General features: G+C 68.9%; 13 protein-coding genes and 1 pseudogene. 5 read left to right on the forward strand and 9 right to left on the reverse strand.

The features are described 5' to 3' along the window. The first annotated feature begins 93 nt into the window (after positions 1-93). Positions 94-810, forward strand: a complete 717-nt coding sequence (locus ACFSXZ_RS23280) for an SDR family NAD(P)-dependent oxidoreductase (RefSeq protein WP_378267261.1) — start codon at positions 94-96, stop codon at positions 808-810. A gap of 285 nt (positions 811-1,095) precedes the next feature. Here ACFSXZ_RS23280 and ACFSXZ_RS23285 read toward each other — a convergent pair whose 3' ends face one another. Both ACFSXZ_RS23285 and ACFSXZ_RS23290 read right to left on the reverse strand, forming a co-directional pair. Then, positions 1,096-1,350 carry a WhiB family transcriptional regulator gene (locus tag ACFSXZ_RS23285; protein ID WP_378267262.1) on the reverse strand — a complete coding sequence of 85 codons (255 nt, stop codon included), beginning with the start codon at positions 1,348-1,350 and terminating at the stop codon, positions 1,096-1,098. Positions 1,351-1,622: 272 nt separating this feature from the next. After that, complete coding sequence (locus ACFSXZ_RS23290) at positions 1,623-2,534, reverse strand: diacylglycerol/lipid kinase family protein (protein WP_378267263.1); 912 nt, start codon at positions 2,532-2,534, stop codon at positions 1,623-1,625. A gap of 357 nt (positions 2,535-2,891) precedes the next feature. Here ACFSXZ_RS23290 and ACFSXZ_RS23295 point away from each other — a divergent pair, with 357 nt between their 5' ends. Then, positions 2,892-3,380 carry a hypothetical protein gene (locus ACFSXZ_RS23295; protein WP_378267265.1) on the forward strand — a complete coding sequence of 163 codons (489 nt, stop codon included), beginning with the start codon at positions 2,892-2,894 and terminating at the stop codon, positions 3,378-3,380. Positions 3,381-3,403: 23 nt separating this feature from the next. On the opposite strand, the gene ACFSXZ_RS23300 is transcribed toward ACFSXZ_RS23295, so the two are convergent. From ACFSXZ_RS23300 to ACFSXZ_RS23310, 3 genes are all read right to left on the reverse strand, one after another. Beyond that, positions 3,404-3,886 carry a GNAT family N-acetyltransferase gene (locus ACFSXZ_RS23300; protein WP_378267266.1) on the reverse strand — a complete coding sequence of 161 codons (483 nt, stop codon included), beginning with the start codon at positions 3,884-3,886 and terminating at the stop codon, positions 3,404-3,406. Between the two features lie 33 nt (positions 3,887-3,919). Then, positions 3,920-4,501, reverse strand: coding sequence for an acid phosphatase (locus ACFSXZ_RS23305; RefSeq protein ID WP_378267267.1), 582 nt, complete (start codon positions 4,499-4,501; stop codon positions 3,920-3,922). A gap of 92 nt (positions 4,502-4,593) precedes the next feature. Beyond that, entirely contained in the window at positions 4,594-5,208 is a 615-nt protein-coding gene (locus ACFSXZ_RS23310) for a dTDP-4-dehydrorhamnose 3,5-epimerase family protein (protein ID WP_378267268.1), read from the reverse strand. 383 nt (positions 5,209-5,591) lie between these two features. On the opposite strand from ACFSXZ_RS23310, the gene ACFSXZ_RS23315 reads away from it, so the two are divergent. From ACFSXZ_RS23315 to ACFSXZ_RS23325, 3 genes and pseudogenes are all read left to right on the forward strand, one after another. Further along, positions 5,592-6,776, forward strand: coding sequence for an NAD(P)-dependent malic enzyme (locus ACFSXZ_RS23315; RefSeq protein WP_378267270.1), 1,185 nt, complete (start codon positions 5,592-5,594; stop codon positions 6,774-6,776). Positions 6,777-6,892: 116 nt separating this feature from the next. Then, a complete protein-coding gene (locus ACFSXZ_RS23320; RefSeq protein ID WP_378267271.1) occupies positions 6,893-7,972 on the forward strand; it encodes an ABC transporter ATP-binding protein in 1,080 nt (359 codons plus the stop codon). A 191-nt stretch (positions 7,973-8,163) separates the two neighbouring features. Beyond that, positions 8,164-9,360: pseudogene (locus ACFSXZ_RS23325) on the forward strand (S8 family peptidase); the annotation flags it as partial. Between the two features lie 142 nt (positions 9,361-9,502). Here the strand turns inward: ACFSXZ_RS23325 and ACFSXZ_RS23330 are convergent. The 4 genes from ACFSXZ_RS23330 to ACFSXZ_RS23345 form a co-directional block, all read right to left on the reverse strand. Continuing rightward, positions 9,503-13,210, reverse strand: a complete 3,708-nt coding sequence (locus tag ACFSXZ_RS23330) for a multifunctional oxoglutarate decarboxylase/oxoglutarate dehydrogenase thiamine pyrophosphate-binding subunit/dihydrolipoyllysine-residue succinyltransferase subunit (RefSeq protein ID WP_378267272.1) — start codon at positions 13,208-13,210, stop codon at positions 9,503-9,505. Positions 13,211-13,609: 399 nt separating this feature from the next. Continuing rightward, positions 13,610-17,314 (reverse strand): ABC transporter ATP-binding protein, encoded by a 3,705-nt coding sequence (locus ACFSXZ_RS23335; RefSeq protein ID WP_378267273.1) that lies wholly within the window; start codon positions 17,312-17,314, stop codon positions 13,610-13,612. Between the two features lie 64 nt (positions 17,315-17,378). Then, complete coding sequence (locus ACFSXZ_RS23340; RefSeq protein WP_378267274.1) at positions 17,379-18,260, reverse strand: ABC transporter permease; 882 nt, start codon at positions 18,258-18,260, stop codon at positions 17,379-17,381. Then, on the reverse strand, positions 18,260-19,309 hold the full coding sequence (locus ACFSXZ_RS23345; RefSeq protein ID WP_378267275.1) for an ABC transporter ATP-binding protein: 1,050 nt from the start codon (positions 19,307-19,309) through the stop codon (positions 18,260-18,262). Before ACFSXZ_RS23345 ends, ACFSXZ_RS23340 begins: the two co-directional genes overlap by 1 nt. Positions 19,310-19,603: the final 294 nt, after the last annotated feature.

A 19,603-nucleotide genomic window follows, 5' to 3' on the forward strand; every position in this document is an offset into this window, starting at 1 on the left:
AAAGACTTGAAGCCGCATCGGTAGGACGACCTGGAACGCCGGCGGACGCCGGCTCGGGTCGCGACGGGTTCGAACTCGAAGGGACGACGCGAAGTGTCATCAACTCCTGCGGACCGGCGCACGCCGACCGCTCTGATCGTCGGTGCGTCGCGTGGCCTCGGCCACGCGATGGCGGCCGAATTCATCGATCGAGGATGGAACGTCATCGGCACTGTCCGGGACCTGACCGCCCGGACGCCCTTGCACGAACTCGCGGATCGCTCCGCGGGGCGCGTTTCCGTCGAGCATCTCGACATCAACGAGCCTGCTCAGCTGGCTCCCCTGCACGAGCGTCTCGCCCAACGGGAACTCGATCTGCTCTTCGTCAACGCGGGGACCTCGAACAACGAGGGGACGCCGATCGGCGCGGTTCCGACGGCCGATTTCGTCGAGGTGATGGTCACCAACGCGCTCAGCCCCATGCGCGTCATCGAGGCGCTCGAAGACCTGGTGTCTCCCGACGGGCTCATCGGGGCGATGTCCTCCGGGCAAGGCAGCATCACGAACAACACCACCGGATCGCGCGAGGTCTACCGGGGCAGCAAGGCGGCCTTGAACATGTTCATGCGCGGTTTCGCGGCCCGGCAGTCCGAGACCCAGCGTGCCTTCGTCCTCATGGCTCCTGGCTGGATCCGGACGGACCTGGGTGGCTCGAAGGCGCCGTTCACCATCGAGGAGACCATCCCGCTGGTGGTCGACGTTCTGCTGTCCAGGGTGGGCAAGCCTGGCCTGGAGTATCTCGATCGTTTCGGCCAGGTCGTGCCGTGGTGAATGCGGCTCGGCGCCGAGTCCCGGCGAACCCGCCGGTATGGCGTTATCGGAGTTCGCCGCCCGCGTGAAACTTACGTCGGATTTACCTGTTGTGTGCGGGCCTTTCTTCGATGCCCGGCGAAATAAGAAGGCGATTACGTTCGGGGTGCGGTGGGAAACTCCGGTTGACACACCAGAAGGCCGGTACCCGGAGAAGATGGGTACCGGCCTTCGACGTCTTGCGATAAGCGGCACTGTCGCGGACCCCGGAATTCCGGGCGCGTCAGCCTGTGACGGGTTGTTCGTTCAGGCGTTGCTGCGCATACCGATGTGAGCGCGGCGGCGCTTGAGGGCGCGTCGCTCGTCCTCGCTCATACCGCCCCAGACGCCGGCGTCCTGACCGCTGGCCAGAGCCCAGGCCAGGCAGTCGGAAGCAACGGTGCAGCGGTGGCATACGGCTTTCGCCTCGGCGACCTGCAACACAGCGGGACCACTGCTCCCCACGGGGAAGAACAGCTCCGGGTCCTCGTCTCGGCAGGCCGCGTCGTGGCGCCAGTCCATTATTCTGAGCTCCTTCTAAGGGCGCAAAGTCCTGCGCCACAGTCGTCATGGCGGTCGTTTTTTGGGGTGCTTGTGAATGCTTTCACGAACCACCGCTTTCGACAAGGGTTTTCCGGAGATCGGTGAGTCACCTCACCTAGTCGGGCGACCTCGCTGACCTGCGGTTTCCCGTCGAAACGGGGGTCCGATGGGCCCGAGGTGTTCGGTGAGCGGGGCCCTGGCGTCGACGAACGGCATCGGACACTTTGCCGCGTCATATCACCCGGCGTCCGTCAAACCAGCACGGTCAACGCTCCCGGCACGCTGACGAACCTCACCCGGGTTCGGCGACCCACCGGATCTCCGTCGACCTGGAAGTTTACCGGCCGTTCGGCTTCGACGCTGAGCTCTGGAAGGTCGTCGTAGGCGGCCATGTGCCTGCCCCGGTGCCGCCTGACCTCGGCCCGCAGGGCCTGGCGGGTGTGCGAGAGCACCGTCGGCAGGCCGAGGCCACGAAGAGCGAACAGGCCGAGACCGGTGTCGAAGGAGGTGCCGGCGTTGAGATGCACGGGCCGCTCGCCGAGGTAGCTCCACGGGCCGGTGTTGGAGATGAAGGCGGTGCGGACTTCGAAGGGCGGCGTGCCCGGGATGCGCACGGTCAGGGGCAGCTTGCCGTGCGGGGGGCGGAAGTAGCAGGTGATCGCCGCGCGCACGTAGAGCAGGGCGTTGGTCTGCTTGCCCCGCCGGTCCGCGACCGTGCTGACCACGTCGGCGTCCCAGCCCAGCCCGGCGTTGAAGGTGAACCACTTGTCGTCGGCGCGGCCCAGCCCGACCCGCCTGCTCCGCCCGCCCTCGATGGCGCGCAGCAGCTGGTGGGTGGCCTCCACCGGGTCGTGCGCGATGCCCAGCGCGCGGGCGAACACGTTCGCCGAGCCGCCCGGGACCACGCCCAGCGCGGGCACCTCACCGGGGCCGTCCGCGAGCAGGCCGTTGACCACCTCGTTGACGGTCCCGTCGCCGCCGTGCGCGACCACCAGGTCGATCCCCTCACGGGCGGCGCCGTGCGCCACCGCCTGCGCGTGACCCCGGTAGTCGGTTTCGACGACTTCCAGCTTCACCTGGCTGGCCAGCGCGTGCGCCAGCACGTCACGTCCGCCGGCGGTGGTCGAAGTGGCCTGCGGATTCACGACGAGAATGGCGCGCACCTTCGCAGCGTAAGTCACACGCGAGTGTCCGCGGCGTTGTGCGGACGACAAAAGCGCGCAGACAGACCCACGCCGGGAGGGACGCCTCGACCGCGACGGCTTGCCGGTGAACCTCCCATCCCCGGGCCGCGCCCGGAAACGCTGGGTCGTTCGTCGTGACGAGTTGCACCCCGGGCGACCGCCCGCTCATCGACGACACTCAGATCTTGACTCTCCGGGCGGCGATTCGAAAACGGCCGACCGGGTGGCTTACCATCGGTAGCGGGCCACGCTCGGTCGTCACCGCAGGTCCACCGCTGATTTCGCGGGCGGGCACGGGAAACGATCGCCTGATCGCGTGAGCCGTGCGCAACAAGGATGGATGTGTTTCCCGTGTCGCTCGCGGACAAGATCGTTCCGGCACCCCGTGAGATCCGCCTCGCCGGGCTGATCGCCATGCTGGCCGGCGCCGCGCTGCTGGCGCTCGGTGTCGTGGTGGTGACCGCGCCGAGCGCACCCGGCGTCAACGTGGCCGCCGAAGCGGTGTTCTACGGCCTGTTCGCACTGGCGGTGCTGGCGTGCGGCGCGGGACTGGCGCTCGGGCACACCTGGGCGCGCTCACCCGTCGTGGTCATCGCCCTGATCACCGCCGGAGCCGGCTGGTACCTGGCGGTACCGTCCGGTCGTCCCGGCTCCGGTGTGCCGGTCATTTTCGCCGGCATCCTGCTGCTGGTGCTGCTTTTCCGCCAGCCCTCGCGTGCCTGGGCCCTGGGACAGCGGGAGGGTGAGAGCGAGCAGGACGCCGCCCAGCGCGGTGGGCTCGAAGGCCGCGCCGCCGCCCGTCACGACGGCGACGAGCGGCCCTGATCACATCGGCAACGCGGAGTGTGTCAGCCTGGCGCATGCGCGGCGAGTGAGCTCAGCGCGCTGTCGGTGAGGCGGTAGACCGTCCACTCGTCCATCGCCGTCGCGCCGAGTGACTTGTAGAACCCGGTGGCCGGGTTCCAGTCGAGGACCCACCATTCCAGGCGGGCGTAACCGTTTTCGACGCATTCGCGCGCGAGCGTGGCGAGCAGTGCCTTGCCGAGGCCGGAACCGCGGAGGCCGGGGCGGACGTAGAGGTCTTCCAGGTAGATCCCGTGCACGCCCCGCCAGGTCGAGAAATTGAGGAACCACAGCATGAATCCGACGATCTCGCCGTCCTCCTCGGCCACGTGGCCGAACAGCGCGGGCGAGGGACGGAACAGCGCGGTCCGCAGCTTCTCCGGGGTGAGATGGCACGCCTTGGGCGCCTTCTCGTAGGCCGCGAGGTCGTGTACCAGTTCCACCACGGTGTCCACATCGGACTCGCGGATTCGGCGGATCTCGGCCAACTCCAGGCCTTCCTCTTCTCTCCTGACCCGCGGTCAGGACGGCGGTATGTTGAGGTGCTGGATCTGCGGTTCGCCGCGCTCGTCACCGAGCACCGAGATCCCGGCCGGGTCGAGCGCGAAGTGCACCCCCGCGGTGGCGGGAAGCCCGACCCAGCGGGCCAGCAGTACCCGCCCGAAATGGCCGTGACCGACCAGCACGACCTCCGTCTCGGCGAGTGCCGTGCGAACCCTGGCGAGCAGCCGGTCGGCGCGCTCGGCGACCTGTTCGGGGCTTTCCCCGCCGGGTACCGGATGCGTCCAGAGCGTCCAATCGGGCACTGTTTCGCGGATCGTGGGTGTCGTCACGCCCTCGTATTCGCCGTAGTCCCACTCACCGAGGTCTTCGGTGGTCTCGTCCACGACCAGGCCGGCGAGTTCGGCGGTCCGCACGGCGCGCTGCCGTGGGCTGCTCAGCACCAGGGCAGGGCCCTTGCGCAGACTGCCGAGGGTGAGTCCCGCCGCGCGGGCCTGGCTTTCGCCGGCGGTGGTGAGCGGTATGTCGGTGCGCCCGGTGTGACGCCCTTTGATCGACCACTCGGTCTGGCCATGCCGGAGAAGGAACATTTCGTGGTTCATTGGTGCGAATATGCCACGGGGTCGCCGGGCGCGCGTCCCGATAGTGGCCAATTTCCCACTCGAAGCGCTACTCGGCGCTTGCCCGATCAGGTTCAGGAGTCCTGTCGGCCGGCCCGGAGCTTTTCGTAGTAGGCCACACAATCGTCATAGCGCGGGAGGATTCCGCCGTCCGCCGCTTCCGCGAGAGTGGGCGCGGAAGTGTCCTTTTCGGACAGAACCGGCGTGAGATCGTGCGGCCAGGGCAGGTCGAGCGCGGGATCGAGCGGGGTGAGGCCGTGCTCGCCGACCGGGTTGTAGGCGGTGGAACACAGGTATGCCATCACCGTGTCGTCTTCCAGCGCGACGAACGCGTGTCCGAGCCCTTCGGCGACGTAGACGGCGTGGTAGTCGGTGGAGTCGAGGCGGACGGCATCCCACCGGCCGAACGTGGGCGAGCCGGTGCGCAGGTCGACCACGACATCGAGCAGCGCGCCTTTCGGGCAGTACACGTATTTGGCCTGGCCAGGCGGCGTGTCCGCGTAGTGCACGCCGCGGATGGTGCCCCGGCACGACACGCTGTGGTTGGTCTGCGCGAGCCGGAACGGGTGCCCGAGCACGTCGACGAGCGCGTCCTCCTGGAACGGGGCGACGAACAGACCGCGCCGGTCGGGGAATTTCTTCGGCACGAACTCGTAGGCGTCACGCACCGCCAACTCACGAACCTCCATGCCCTGAATTTAAGACCGTCGCGCGAAGCGCGTCCGTTGAGGGTGGTGGTGGGTGAGGGGCCGGCGTTAGGCCGTGGCGCGAAGCGTCTCCGTTGAGGGGTGGGGCCGTGGCGTGAGTCATGCCGGTTGAGGGTGGGCGGAGCCTCCGCCGAGGCAACCAAGCCGGATGGTCGTCTTGCTATCAGGGGTCTGACCAGCGATTTTTGTGATCTCAACCGCACCTCGGCGACGGGGGCGACACCGTGCCTGCAACACTGGGGGGACCGCCTCGTCCGCGGTCGTGGAACCGCGGGACGTCTCGCCGGCGATCCGGTGCCACCGCATCGAGCCGCATGGGAACAGTGTTACTGGGGGAATTTCTTGTCCCGGGAGGGATTCACCAAATGACTCACGTGCAGGCCACCGGTTCTTCGCCGGTGACCGACGAGGAGATTTTCGCAGGACATCAGGGCGGCAAGCTGTCCGTGACGGCGACCCGGCCGATCTCCGAGCCGCGCGATCTGTCCATCGCCTACACGCCAGGGGTGGCCAAGGTGAGCACGGCGATCGCCGAGAACGGCGAGCTGGCTCGCGAATACACCTGGGCCGACCGGCTCGTCGCCGTGGTCAGCGACGGCACCGCCGTGCTGGGCCTCGGGGACATCGGCGCGAGCGCCTCGCTGCCGGTGATGGAAGGCAAGTCCGTGCTGTTCAAGACCTTCGGCGGGCTGGACTCGATCCCACTGGTCCTGAACACCACGGACGTGGACGAAATCGTGGAGACGCTCGTGCGGCTCCGGCCGTCGTTCGGCGCGGTCAACCTCGAAGACGTCGCCGCGCCGAGGTGCTTCGAGCTGGAGGACAAGCTCAAGGAGGCCCTCGACTGCCCGGTCATGCACGACGACCAGCACGGCACCGCGATCGTGACGCTGGCCGCGCTCCGCGGCGCGAACCTGGTACTGGACCGGGACATCGCCGATCAGCGCGTGGTCGTCTCCGGCGCGGGCGCGGCGGGGGTGGCGTGCGCGAACATCCTTCGTGAGGCCGGGGCCGGTGACGTCACCGTGCTGGACTCGCGGGGCATCATCCACGCCGGCCGTGAAGGACTCAATCCGGTCAAGGAGCGGCTCGCCGAGACGACCAACACCACGGGCTTGCGCGGCGGCCTCGTGGAGGCGTTGCGTGGCGCCGACGTGTTCCTCGGGCTCTCCGGTGCCACGATCGACGAATCGGCGCTGGCCGGGATGGCGCCCGAATCGACCGTGTTCGCGCTGTCGAACCCCGACCCCGAGGTGCATCCCGAGGTGGCCGCCCGCTACGCGGCGATCGTGGCGACCGGCCGGAGTGATTTCCCCAACCAGATCAACAACGTGCTCGCCTTCCCCGGCGTGTTCCGTGGCGCACTGGACGCGGGCGCGCGGGCGATCACCGAGGGGATGAAGCTCGCCGCGGCCGATGCGATCTTCGCGGTGGCGCAGGACGATCTCGCCGCGGACCGCATCGTGCCCAGCCCGCTCGACCCGCGTGTGGCGCCCGAGGTGGCCGCCGCCGTGGCCAAAGCGGCGGTGGAGGACGGGGTGACGAACTAAGCCGTGCGAGCGAATCCGGTCGCGCCTCTGGGAGCGCTCCTCCCCGGGGCGCGGTCCGGTGCCGATGTGCCCCGGTTTCCGGGCACATCGGCACGAACAGCGCTAGGGTCGCTGCCGTGACCATCGAGTTCGTGGGCGTGACGAAACGGTATCCGGGCGGCACGGTCGCGGTCGACGGCCTCAGCCTGACGGTCGAGGACGGCACCATCACGGTGTTCGTCGGGCCGTCGGGCTGCGGGAAGACCACTTCGCTGCGGATGATCAACCGCATGGTCGAGCCCAGTGCGGGCACCGTCCTGCTCGACGGCAAGGACGTCCGTGAATCCGAGCCTTCGGTGCTGCGCCGCGGCATCGGGTACGTGATCCAGAGCGCGGGCCTGTTTCCGCACCGCACGGTGCTCGACAACGTGGCCACCGTGCCTCTGCTGTCCGGATGGGGAAAGCGCAAGGCGCGGGAGCGGGCGGCCGAGATGCTGGCCACCGTGGGCCTGCCCGCCGAGCTGGGCGACCGGTATCCGGCGCAGCTGTCCGGCGGGCAGCAGCAGCGCGTCGGGGTGGCCCGCGCGCTCGCCGCCGACTCGCCGGTGCTGCTGATGGACGAGCCGTTCTCCGCGGTCGACCCGATCGTGCGCGAGGGGCTGCAGGACGAGTTGCTGCGCCTGCAGTCGCAGCTGGGCAAGACGATCGTGTTCGTCACCCATGACATCGACGAGGCGGTCCGGCTGGGCGACAAGGTGGCCGTGCTCCGCGTGGGCGGACGGCTCGCACAGTACGGCACGCCGGCGGACGTGCTCCGGCATCCGGTCGACGACTTCGTCGCCTCGTTCGTCGGCAGGGACCGCGGCTACCGCGGTTTGTCCTTTGTGGACTCCGATGGGGTCGAGACCAGGCCGGTCACCACGATCGCGCTGGGCGAACGGGTCGCCGGGACGACGTCGGACTGGTTGCTGGCGGTCAATGCGGGCGATCAGCCCCGGGGCTGGTTGCCACCGAAGTCCACTGTGGACCATGAGCTGACGGAAAGCGATCTGGTCGCGGGCGGTTCGCTCTACCAGCAAGGAGCGCCCATCCGGGGCGCGCTGGACGCGGCGCTGTCATCGCCCGCCGGGCTTGGGGTCGTGGTGGACGGCGAGGGCCGGGTCGTCGGTGTGGTCACCGCGCGCCAGATCCTCGACGTCCTCGAAAACCAGGGCTGAGCGCGGCCCGGCTCTTCGCGGGCACGGGCACCGTGTTCGGCGCTCCGTGAACTCACCCCTACTTTCGGCTCTTTTGTCCCCTTAGCGCCCACTTCTACTCTCAGTGGTGCGCGCGCATGTGAATATCTTTCGCCCTTGTGGCCAGGTGGGTTGCTTCACGCCTGGCCGGCCCTGTCAAGGAGGAATGCACCGTGCGCAGATCCACCGTGAGTAAGCGCAAAGCACTCACCGTTCTCGGCGTGGCCGCGGCCGTGGCGGCGATCACCGTGTTCGGCACGGGCGGCGCCGCCGCCGCTCAGGAGGGCGCCGTGCGGGGCGCCGGTGTCGAAGGCGCGATCCCGGACAGCTACATCGTTGTGCTGAAGAAGGATTCGGGGCCGGTCTCCGCGATGGCGGGGCAACTGGCCGCGCACTTCGGTGGCGCGGTGCACCACACGTATTCGGCGGCGCTGCACGGCTTCTCGGTCAGGATGAGTGAGGCGCAGGCCAAGCGGCTGGCGGCCGATCCCAGCGTCGACTACGTCGAGCAGAACCGGACCATGCACGTCACCGACACCCAGCAGAACCCGCCGTCGTGGGGGATGGACCGGGTCGACCAGCGCTCACTGCCGCTCGACTCGGCCTACAACTACTCGACGACGGCGTCGAACGTGCACGCTTACATCATCGACACCGGTGTCAATCTGACGCACAGCGACTTCGGTGGCCGGGCCACCTCCGGTTACGACTTCGTGGACAACGACAGCGACGCCACGGACTGCGCCGGCCACGGGACGCACGTCTCCGGGACGATCGGCGGCGCGAAGTACGGTCTCGCCAAGCAGGTGCAGATCGTGGCCGTGCGGGTGCTCGACTGCAGTGGTTCGGGCACCTATGACGGGGTGATCGCGGGGATCGACTGGGTCACCGCCAACGCCGTGAAGCCCGCGGTGGCGAACATGAGCCTCGGTGGCGGCGCGAACAGCTCGGTCGACAACGCGGTGGCGAATTCGGTCGCCTCGGGCGTGACTTACGCGATCGCGGCCGGGAACAGCAACGCCGACGCCTGTAGCACGTCACCCGCGCGGACACCGTCGGCGATCACCGTCGGCGCGACGACGAACACCGATGCCAGGGCGAGCTACTCCAACTACGGCACCTGCCTGGACATCTTCGCGCCCGGCAGCAACATCACCTCGGACTGGATCGGCGGAAACTCCGCGACCAACACGATCAGCGGCACGTCGATGGCCACACCGCACGTGGCCGGGGCCGCCGCGCTCTACCTGGCGACCCATCCGTCGGCCAGCCCGGACCAGGTGCGGAACGCGCTGGTGTCGAACGGCACCACGGGCAAGGTCACGAGCGCGGGCTCGGGTTCGCCGAACGTCCTGCTCTACACCGGAAACTAGCCACTCGCGGGTGACTGTGGCCCGCACCGTCACCCACCACCACCCTCAACGGACACGCTGCGCGTGACTGTGACTCCGCTCCCGCGGTGAACAAAGGCCGCCTCGCGTACGCGAGGCGGCCTTTGCCGGTGTCCTTCCCTCAGGCGAAGGCCTTGGCGATGAGCGCCTTCTGCTCGACGTCGTGGACCTTCGAGGAGCCCGCAGACGGCGCCGCCATCGGACGGCGCGCCACGACCTGCAGGCCGGAAAGCAGGTCCGGCAGCTGGCGCGGCAGGTGCAGACCGAAGAACGGCCAGGCGCCCTGGTTCTCCGGCTCCTCCTGCACCCAGACGACCTCCGGCGAGCCCGTGTAGCGCTCCAGCGCGGCCTTCAGCTTCTTCAGCGGCAGCGGGTAGTACTGCTCGATCCGCACGATCGCGATGTCCGAAGCCTCCTGCTTGGCGCGCTCGGCCACCAACTCCCAGTACAGCTTCCCGGAGGTCAGCAGCACCTTGCGGGCCTTCGCCGGTTCGGTCTCGACGTCGTCGATCACCGACATGAACTTCGACTGCCCGATGAAGTCCTCCACCGCCGAGGTCGCCGCCTTGTTCCGCAGCATCGACTTCGGCGTGAACACGATCAGCGGGCGCCGGATCCCGTCCAGCGCGTGCCGGCGCAGCAGGTGGAAGTGGTTCGCCGGGGTGGAGGGCACGGCGACGGTCATCGAGCCCTCCGCGCACAGCTGCAGGAAGCGCTCGATGCGTCCGGAGGTGTGGTCCGGACCCTGGCCCTCGTGGCCGTGCGGAAGCAGCAGCACCACGTCGGTGAGCTGGCCCCACTTGGCCTCGCCCGAGGAGATGTACTCGTCGATCACGGTCTGCGCGCCGTTGACGAAGTCACCGAACTGGGCTTCCCACGCCACCAGCGCGTCCGGGTTCGCCACCGAGTAGCCGTATTCGAAGCCGACGGCCGCGTACTCCGACAGCGCCGAGTCGTAGATCATCACCCGGCCCTGGTTCTCCGCCAGGTTCTGCAGCGGCGCGTACTCACGGCCGGTCTTGCGGTCGATGAGCACCGAATGCCGCTGGGTGAAGGTGCCCCGCCGGGAGTCCTGGCCGGACAACCGCACCAGGCGGCCTTCCATCGCCAGCGACCCGAACGCGAGCAGTTCACCGTAGGCCCAGTCGATGCCGCCTTCGCGGGACATCTTGGCCCGGCGCTCCATGACCGGCTTGACGCGCGGGTGCGGGGTGAAGCCCTCGGGCGCGGTGCCGAACGCCTCGCCGATGCGCTCGATGACCTCGCGGGGCACCGCGGTCGAGACCTTCGCCGGGACCTGCTGTTCCCCTTCGACCGACGGACTCGGCGCGATCGGGTGCTTTTCCAGCTCGCGGACCTCGTTGAACACGTGCTCCAGCTGGCTGGAGAAGTCGCGCAGCGCGGCTTCGGCTTCGTCGACGGAGATGTCGCCCCGGCCGATCAGCGCTTCGGTGTAGGTCTTCCGCACGGACCGCTTGGTGTCGATGATGTCGTACATCGCCGGCTGGGTCATCGACGGATCGTCGCCCTCGTTGTGGCCGCGGCGGCGGTAGCAGATCATGTCGATCACGACGTCCTTGTTGAACGCCTGCCGGTAATCCACCGCCAGCTTGGCCACCCAGTGCGCGGCCTCCGGGTCGTCCCCGTTGACGTGGAAGATCGGCGCACCGATCATCTTCGCCACGTCGGTGGCGTACTGCGACGACCGCGCGTGCTCCGGCGCCGTGGTGAAGCCCACCTGGTTGTTGATGATGATGTGCACCGTGCCACCGGTGCGGTAACCACGCAGCAGCGCCAGGTTCAGCGTCTCGGCGACCACGCCCTGGCCGGCGAACGCGGCGTCGCCGTGCAGCAGCACCGGCAGCACCGTGAAGCCTTCACCGTGCTGGTCGCCCTTGTCGAGGAGGTCCTGCTTGGCCCGGACGATGCCTTCCAGCACCGGGTCCACCGTCTCCAGGTGGGACGGGTTCGCGGTGAGCGACACCTTGGTCTCGCCGTCACCGAACATGCGGAAGTACTTGCCTTCCGCGCCCAGGTGGTACTTCACGTCACCGGAGCCGTGTGCCTGGCCCGGGTCGAGGTTGCCCTCGAACTCCTGGAAGATCTGCGAAATCGGCTTGCCGACGATGTTGGCCAGCACGTTGAGGCGGCCGCGGTGCGGCATGCCGATGACGACCTCGTCGAGTTCGTGCTCGGCGGCCTTGTCCAGCACGGTGTCCAGCAGCGGGATCACCGTCTCGCCGCCTTCCAGCGAGAACCGCTTCTGGCCCACGTACTTGGTCTGCAGGAAGGTCTCGAACGCCTCGGCGGCGTTGAGCTTGGACAGCACGTACTTCTGCACGGCCTGGTCGGGCTTGGCGTGCGGCACCTCGACGCGTTCCTGGATCCAGCGGCGCTCGTCCGGGTCCAGGATGTGCGTGTACTCCACGCCCACGGTCCGGCAGTAGGAGTCGCGCAGCACGCCGAGCACGTCCCGCAGCTTCATCTGCTCCTGGCCGGCGAACCCGCCGACCGCGAACTCGCGGTCGAGGTCCCACAGGGTCAGGCCGTGGGAAAGGATGTCCAGGTCGTCGTGGCGGCGCTGCCGGTAGTTCAGCGGGTCGGTGTCGGCCATCAGGTGACCGCGCATCCGGTAGGCGTCGACCAGTTCGATCACCCGCGCGGTCTTGTCCACCGCGCCTTCCGGGATGTCCTCGACCCAGCGCACCGGCTCGTAGGGCAGGCGCAGCGACGTGAAGATGTCGTCGTAGAAACCGTCACCACCGAGCAGCAGCCCATGGACCCGCTTGAGGAACTCGCCGGACTCGGCGCCCTGGATGATCCGGTGGTCGTAGGTGGACGTCAGCGTCATGATCTTGCTGATGCCCAGGGCGGTGAGGGTCTTCTCGCTGCTGCCCTGGAACGAGGCGGGGTACTCCATCGCGCCCACGCCGATGATCGCGCCCTGGCCGGCCTGCAGACGGGGCACCGAGTGGTTGGTGCCGATACCGCCCGGGTTGGTCAGCGAGATGGTCGTGCCGGCGAAGTCGTCGGCGGTCAGCTTGTTGGTGCGGGCCTTCTTGACGATCTCCTCGTACGCCTGCCAGAACTGGAGGAACGTCATGTTCTCCGTGTTCTTGATGGAGGCGACGACCAGCGTGCGGCTGCCGTCCTTGCCCTTCATGTCGATGGCGAGGCCGAGGTTGACGTGCTCCGGCGTGATCGCCGACGGCTTGCCGTCGACGATGGCGTAGTGCCGGTTCATGTTCGGGAAGTCCTGCAGCGCACGGATCATCGCGTACCCGATGAGGTGGGTGAAGGAGATCTTCCCGCCCCGGGTGCGCTTGAGGTGGTTGTTGATGACGATCCGGTTGTCGGCCATCAGCTTGGCCGGCACCGCGCGCACGCTGGTCGCGGTCGGCACCGCGAGCGAGGCGTCCATGTTCTTCGCGATCGCGGCGGCGGCTCCGCGCAGCGGCTTGCTTTCGCCTTCGGACTTGGCCTCCCGGGCGGCCGCGGGGCGCGCCGGGGCGGCCTGCTGCTTGGCCGGAGCGGCCTTGGCGGGAGCGGCGGCCTTGGCAGGCGCCTGCGGGGCGCGCTTGGGCGCGGCGGTGGCCGGCTTTTCGGCCGCGGTCTTCACCTGGCCGTTCGACCGGGCGGGCTTGTCCGGCTGAAGCTTGGCGGGGGCGGTGTCCGGCTTGCGCTGGGAAGTCTGCGTCGGCTTGAAGTCTGAGAAGAAGTCATGCCAGGCGGCGTCTACGGAAGAAGGGTCGGCGAGGAACTGGTCGTACATCTCCTCGACGAGCCACTCGTTGGGGCCGAACTGTGACGCAGGGCTACTGCTGGACACGGCAGGGACTCGCCTCTATCCATCTCGATCTTACTTGTCCTCTATGCGCCTCCCAGGCTAACCCTCCGCCGATTCGGGGTGTTATCGAAGTGGTCGATCTCCAGTACGGGGGTCTGCGGTTTTTTCACTTGATCGGTCCAGGCTCCGACCGTCACTACGGGGCCCGAGTGGCGAAGATCTCCTTCGTCCTGCCGCGGACCGCGGCGCTGTGATCAGGCAGTTTCCTCCAGGCCTCGCAGCGTGGCCGACAGCGTGTGTCGATACAGAGTGTTCCGTGACTTTCCGCGCCCCCGCGAGCGTGTCGACAGGGCGCTCCTTGCTACTGCGCGTCCCACTGGGCAGTGGGGCGCCCTGCCGCCTCGCTGGCGGAAAGAAATGGGCGCGGTCCGTGGTCGGGTCTCAAGCCGGGGTTCCGGTGCGCCAAAGGCGGGCGTAGTGGCCGTTCGCGGCGAGAAGTTCGTCGTGGGTGCCCTGCTCGATGATGCTGCCGTGGTCGAGCACCACGATGCGGTCGGCGCGGGCGGCCGTCGCCAGCCGATGCGCGACCACGAAGGTGGTGCGTTTGCGGGTGAGGTTTTCGGTGGCGCGCAACACCGCCGACTCGGTCGCGGGGTCGAGCGCGGCGGTCGCCTCGTCCAGGAGCAACACGTCCGGATCGACCAACTGGGCCCGCGCGAGCGCCACCAACTGGCGCTGCCCTGCCGACAACGACCGGCCCCGTTCGCCCACCGGTTGCCGGAAACCCCAAGGCAGCGCGGCCACCGCGTCCAGCGCACCCACCGAGCGCACCGCCGCCTCGACCTCGGCGTCCGCCGCGGACGGGCGCCCATACCGGACGTTGTCGGCCACGGTGCCGGTGAACAGGTGCGCTTCCTGGGGCACCACACCCATCCTGTGGCGCAGCTCCGGGAGGTCGTAGTTGCGCACGTCGACTCCGTCGATGCCGACCTTCCCGCCGGTCGCGTCGTAGAAGCGGGCGGCCAGCTTCACCAACGTGGACTTGCCGGCACCGGTCGCACCGACGAGAGCGATGGTCTCGCCCCGGGAAACTTTCAACGAGACGCCGGCGAGAGCGAGCGAACGCGTTTCCGGATAGGAGAAGTCGACCGCGTCGAAGGTCACCTCGCCGAGGAGGCGGCCCGGTACGGGAACCGGCTTCGCGGCCGGTGGCACCGAGGTGGGGGTGCGGAGCAGTTCGGCGATCCGGCGCAGCCCGACCTTCGCCTGCTGGTAGCCGTCGAACACGTTGGACAACTGCTGGATCGGCGTGAAGAACAGGTTGAGGTACAGCAGGAACGCCAGCAGGACACCGACCTGCAACGTGCCGCCTGCCACGCGGTTCGCACCCGCCAGCAGCACGATCGCCTCGGAGACGCCGGAAAGCAGGGTGACGAAGGGAAAGTAGGTCGCGACGTAGCGCTGGGCCCGCAGGCGCGAACGACGGTAGTCGTCGCTGCGGGAGGCGAACACCTCGGCCGAGCGCTGCTCCCGGCTGTAGGCCTGGGCGACCCGCAGGCCCGAGACGTTCTCCTGCATGTCGGCGTTGACCACGCTCACCTTCTCCCGGGCTTCGGTGTAGGCCGCGCTCGAGAGACGGCGGAAGATCACCGTGGCTCCGATGAGCACGGGCAGCACCGACAGCGCGTACAGCGCCAGGGAAAGGTCCGTGAACAGCAGCGCCGCGGAGATGCCGAGCAGGGTGAGGGCGCTGATCACCGCCTGGGCCAGACCGGTCTGCAGGAACGTGGACAGCGCGTCGACATCCGTGGTCATCCGCGTCATGATGCGGCCGGACAGTTCGCGCTCGTAGTAGTCGAGGCCGAGCCGCTGAAGGTGGGCGTAGCTGCGCACGCGCAGCGAGTACAGCACGGTTTCCCCGGCACGCGCGGTGATCCGGGTCTGCGCGGCGATCACCAGCCAGTCGATCGCGATCACCACGGCGCCGATCCCGGCGGTGATCCAGATCGCCGAGAGCACGCCGGGACGCACGCCGTGGTCGACGCCCTGCTGGTACAGCGCGGGCACCGCGATCGAGGCCGCCGCGTCCAGCCCGACCAGGACGATCACGGCGGTGAGCAGGGCGCGGACCGGGCGCAGGATGTTCGCCAAGCGGAAGTGCGGATCGGGGGTGGTCACGTCGGCGGAGGCCAGCGCGGGCGTGTCGGTCGCGGGGGGTAGTTTCCGCACGCCTTCGAGGAGTTCTTCGGTGGGCGGGAGATTGAGCGCGACGCCGGGCCCCGCCACTGCCCCGCCCTGGGCGGCCACTCCGCTTCCCGCCACGGCCGTGGCGTCCTCCGGCGGCTCCCGCCACAGTTCGGGGGTGATGCCGCCCTCCGGCTCGGCCGCGCAGTCGGGGTGGGGGTGTACCTCCTCGACGCCTTCACCGGGCCCGGACACGAGTTCGCGGAACAACTCGCAGCGCTCTTCCAACTCGGCCGCGGTGCCCACGTCCACCACCTTCCCGGCGTCGAGGACCGCGATCCGGTCGGCCAGCGACAGGCTCGACCTGCGGTGCGCGATGAGCAGGGTGGTCCGGCCCGCCATGACCGACCGCATGGTCTCGTGGATCGCGGCCTCGGTGACGGTGTCGACCGCCGAGGTGGCGTCGTCGAGGATCAGCACCCGCGGGTCGGTGATGAGCGCGCGGGCCAGCCCGAGCCGCTGTCTCTGGCCGCCGGACAGGGTGAGTCCGCGTTCGCCCACCTCGGTGGCGTAACCGTTGGGCAGCCGGGTGATGAAGTCGTGCGCCTCGGCGATCTTGGCCGCGGCGATGACCTCCTCGTCGCTCGCGTCCGGTCTGCCGTAGGCGATGTTGTCCCGGATCGAGGAGGAGAACAGGAAGGCCTCTTCGAAGACGACCCCGATCGCGCGGCGCAGATCCGCGAGCCGGACCTCGCGGACGTCACACCCTCCTAAGTGGACAGAGCCGGCGTGCACGTCGTAGAACCGGGGCAGCAGCAAGGAAATCGTGGACTTGCCGGAGCCCGCCGTGCCGACGAGGGCGAGCGTCTCGCCCGGTCTGGCCTCCAGGGACAGGCCGTCGAGGACCGGCTCGGACCGTGTGTAGCCGAATTTCACCTCGTCGAGCCGGATGCCCAGCGGGCCCGAGGGCAGGGGGCGTGGGTCCGGTGGGTCGGTGACCTCCGGCTGGGCGTCGATCAGTTCGTACACGCGGTCGGCGCCGGCCCGGGTGAGCTGGGCCTGAACCACCATCGACGACAGCATGCGCGCGGGGCCGGTGAGACCGGACACATAGCTGGCGAAGGCGAGGAAGGTACCGATGCTGACCTGGCCGCGCAGCGCGAGAAAGCCACCCAGCGCGAGCACCGCCACCTGACCGAAGGCCGGGAGCGCGGAGGTGGTCGCGGTCGGCACCGCGGCCAGGCGCGCGGCACGCAGGCGTTCGGCGAACAGCCTGCGCGCCGTCTTCTCCAGGCGCGCCACCTCGCGCGCCTCCTGCCCGAAGCCCTTCACCACGCGGACCCCGGTCACCGTCTCTTCCACGTGCTGCGCCACGTCGGCGGCGGACTGCTGGGCCGACCAGGTGGCCGGGAACAGGCGCTTACGGGACAGCCCCGCGACGATCCCGACCGCGGGGACGACGATCAACGCGATCACCGTGAGCAGCGGTGACATCCACAGCATCGCGGCGACCGAGAACAGCGCGAACACCACCATGCCCGCCGAGACGGGCACCATCATCAGCAGCGACACGACCAGTTGCAGGTCGGTGATCGCGCGGGAGACGACCTGGCCGGTGCGCAGCGAGTCCTGTTTGCCGCCGTCCAGCCGCGCCACCGAGCCGAACACCGCCTGCCGCAGGTCGTGCTGGACGTCCAGGGCGACGCGGCCGCCGAAATAGCGGCGCAGGAACGCGGTGCCGAACATCAGCACCTGGGCTCCGACGAGACCGCCGGCCAGCCAGCCCAGGTTCGCCGTCCGCCCGGCGACCGCGCCGTCGACCGCGGCGCGGACCAGCAGCGGGCTCACCGCTTGCAGGCCCACGCTCAACACGGCCGCGCTCAGGGACAGCACGACGATCTTCGGGTGGGCCCAGCAGGCGCGGGCCAGCCGGGAGAGCCAGCCGGTGGGAGGAGAGGTCACCAAGCCAGGTTATGTGCCCCCAGGGACAAAATGCCGCCTCGTGCCGGATGGTCCGCTGCTCCGGTCAGGTGATATCGCGCCGCTGGTTGCCCGCCCAGCCGCCCACGAAGAACACCAGCGTCCACGCCAGGAAGACCAGCGCGGAGGCCCACCAGGAGATCACGCCGGGAGCTCCGGCGGCGAGTTGCAGGCCGAGCTTGTCGAAGTTCTCGACCGCGCCGGGGATGTTCAGCGAGTTGATCCCCATCCCGTCCGCCGCGACCCCACCGACGATCCCGTTCGCGGTGCCGTTGGGCAGGATCGCGCCGAGCACGTCCGTCTTGCCCCAGAACACCACGACCAGCACGTTCTCCACCACCAGGAAGTACGCGACGAGCAGGAGCACCGCGAGCACGATCTTGTTCAGCACCGCGCCGAAGCCGACCCCGAACAAGGTCACCAGCACGTAGGCCAGCACCGTGGCGCCGAGCGCGCCCAGCCACTGCCCGGCGCTCGGCAACCGGGTCGAGTCGACGGTGATCACCGTCGCCAGCGCCGCCACCCCGAAGCTCAGCACGCCGTACAGCGCGCCCCAGAGCACATAGGTGATCATCTTCGCGCTGAGCGCGGACACCCGGTTCGGCGCGGTCAGGAACGTGGTGGTGATCGTCTTGCTGGTGTACTCGCCCGCCAGCGCGAACACCCCGAAGATCGCCGGAACGAGCTGGGCGATGTTCACCCCGTGCGCGATCGCCATCAGCCCGACCGGCAGCCGGTCCGGGGCGAGCCCGGCCTGCGCGGCGATCATCGCCGCCGGTCCGCTCCCGATGTACTCCACGAAGTCGTTGGTCAGGCGGCCCCAGATGAAGGACAGCCAGAAGGAGACGAGCACCAGCGGGATGATCAGGACCCACCAGGCGTTCAGCGTGAGCGTCTTGCGGAACTCCGCCTTGATCAAGCGGCCCATCAGCGTTGTCCTCCCCAGCCGTCGTGCGGTCCCTGTTGCTGATAGGGCGATTGCTGATAGGGCGATTGGGGTGGCTGGCCGGGCGGCGGCGCGTAGGCCCAGCCACCCGTGGGCGGCTGGCCGTACCCGGGCGGAGGAGCCGCGTACTGCGGCGTGGTGAGCTGGAAGAAGAGACGTTCCAGATCCGCGCGGTCCTCGTCCATACCGTAGAGGGCGATGCTCGCCTTCGCCGCTACGTCACCGACCTGCTGCCGGGTCGCGCCCGCCACCGCGATCCGCCCGTCCGGCAGCGCCTCCACCTGCGTGTACCCGGCCTCGCTGAGCGCCTTGACCAGCGCGTTCGCGTCAGCGGCCTGCACCAGCACGCGCGAGGTCTGACTGCTGCGCAACTGATCGAGGGACCCGTAGTACCGCGTCATGCCATGGCTGATGATGACCACCTGGTCGATGGTCTGCTCGACCTCCGAAAGCAGGTGACTCGACACCAGGACGGTCCGGCCCTCCCTGGCCAGGGAACGCAGGAAGGTCCTCAGCCAGACGATGCCCTCGGGGTCCAGTCCGTTCGCGGGCTCGTCCAGCACCAGCACCTGCGGATTCCCCAGCAGAGCGGTGGCGAGGGCCAGGCGCTGCCGCATGCCCAGCGAGAACCCGCCCACCTTGCGGCCCGCCGCGGGCGACAGTCCCACCAGGCCGAGCACCTGGTCCACCCGCTGGTCCGGCACGCCGATCGCCGCCGCGTACACCATCAGGTGATTACGCGCCGTCCTCTTCGGGTGGAAGCCTTCGTTCTCCAGCACCGCGCCCACCACCTGCGCCGGGTTGCCCAGCTGGTGATAGGGGCGCCCGTTGATCAACGCCCGGCCCGCGGTCGGCGTGACCAGGCCGAGCAACATGCGCAGGGTCGTCGTCTTCCCCGCGCCGTTCGGGCCAAGGAACCCCGTCACCGAACCGGGCTCCACCACAAAACTCAGATTCTGCACGGCGGCGACCGGTCCGAACTGCTTCGACAGGCCCTCCACCCAGATGCGTCCGCTGCCGTCGTGTTGCATGGCCGCCATCCTGCCTCACCGGTCACCCTTTCGGGTGCAAGGGGGAAAAATCACGCACCGTGAGAAGAAGGCGGAGCCGCGTGCACGATCTGTTAACAAATATTTTCCGCCGACTTGCCACCCCGATGCAGCGAAGTCGCCGACGACCGCCTAGACTTGTCAGTGGCGGCCCGCTCCCAGTGACCCCCAGGCTGGTTGAGCGGGCCGCCCCTGTTCGGTGGCCTGCTGCCACCTTCCCTTGGGCGCGCAACCACCGCGTTTTTTGGGGGTCGAACCCCCAAACCCCCGCCAGGG

Origin of the sequence: Amycolatopsis pigmentata (assembly GCF_042684065.1) — a bacterium.
GTDB lineage: Bacteria > Actinomycetota > Actinomycetes > Mycobacteriales > Pseudonocardiaceae > Amycolatopsis_E > Amycolatopsis_E pigmentata.

Excerpts from the sequence above, each read along its gene's own strand:
- ACFSXZ_RS23340 (WP_378267274.1), bottom strand. The coding sequence starts at position 18,260 with ATGGGCCGCTTGATCAAGGCGGAGTTCCGCAAGACGCTCACGCTGAAC.
- ACFSXZ_RS23305 (WP_378267267.1), bottom strand. The coding sequence starts at position 4,501 with ATGAACCACGAAATGTTCCTTCTCCGGCATGGCCAGACCGAGTGGTCG.
- ACFSXZ_RS23310 (WP_378267268.1), bottom strand. The coding sequence starts at position 5,208 with ATGGAGGTTCGTGAGTTGGCGGTGCGTGACGCCTACGAGTTCGTGCCG.
- ACFSXZ_RS23285 (WP_378267262.1), bottom strand. The coding sequence starts at position 1,350 with ATGGACTGGCGCCACGACGCGGCCTGCCGAGACGAGGACCCGGAGCTG.
- ACFSXZ_RS23315 (WP_378267270.1), top strand. The coding sequence starts at position 5,592 with ATGACTCACGTGCAGGCCACCGGTTCTTCGCCGGTGACCGACGAGGAG.
- ACFSXZ_RS23295 (WP_378267265.1), top strand. The coding sequence starts at position 2,892 with ATGGATGTGTTTCCCGTGTCGCTCGCGGACAAGATCGTTCCGGCACCC.
- ACFSXZ_RS23345 (WP_378267275.1), bottom strand. The coding sequence starts at position 19,309 with ATGCAACACGACGGCAGCGGACGCATCTGGGTGGAGGGCCTGTCGAAG.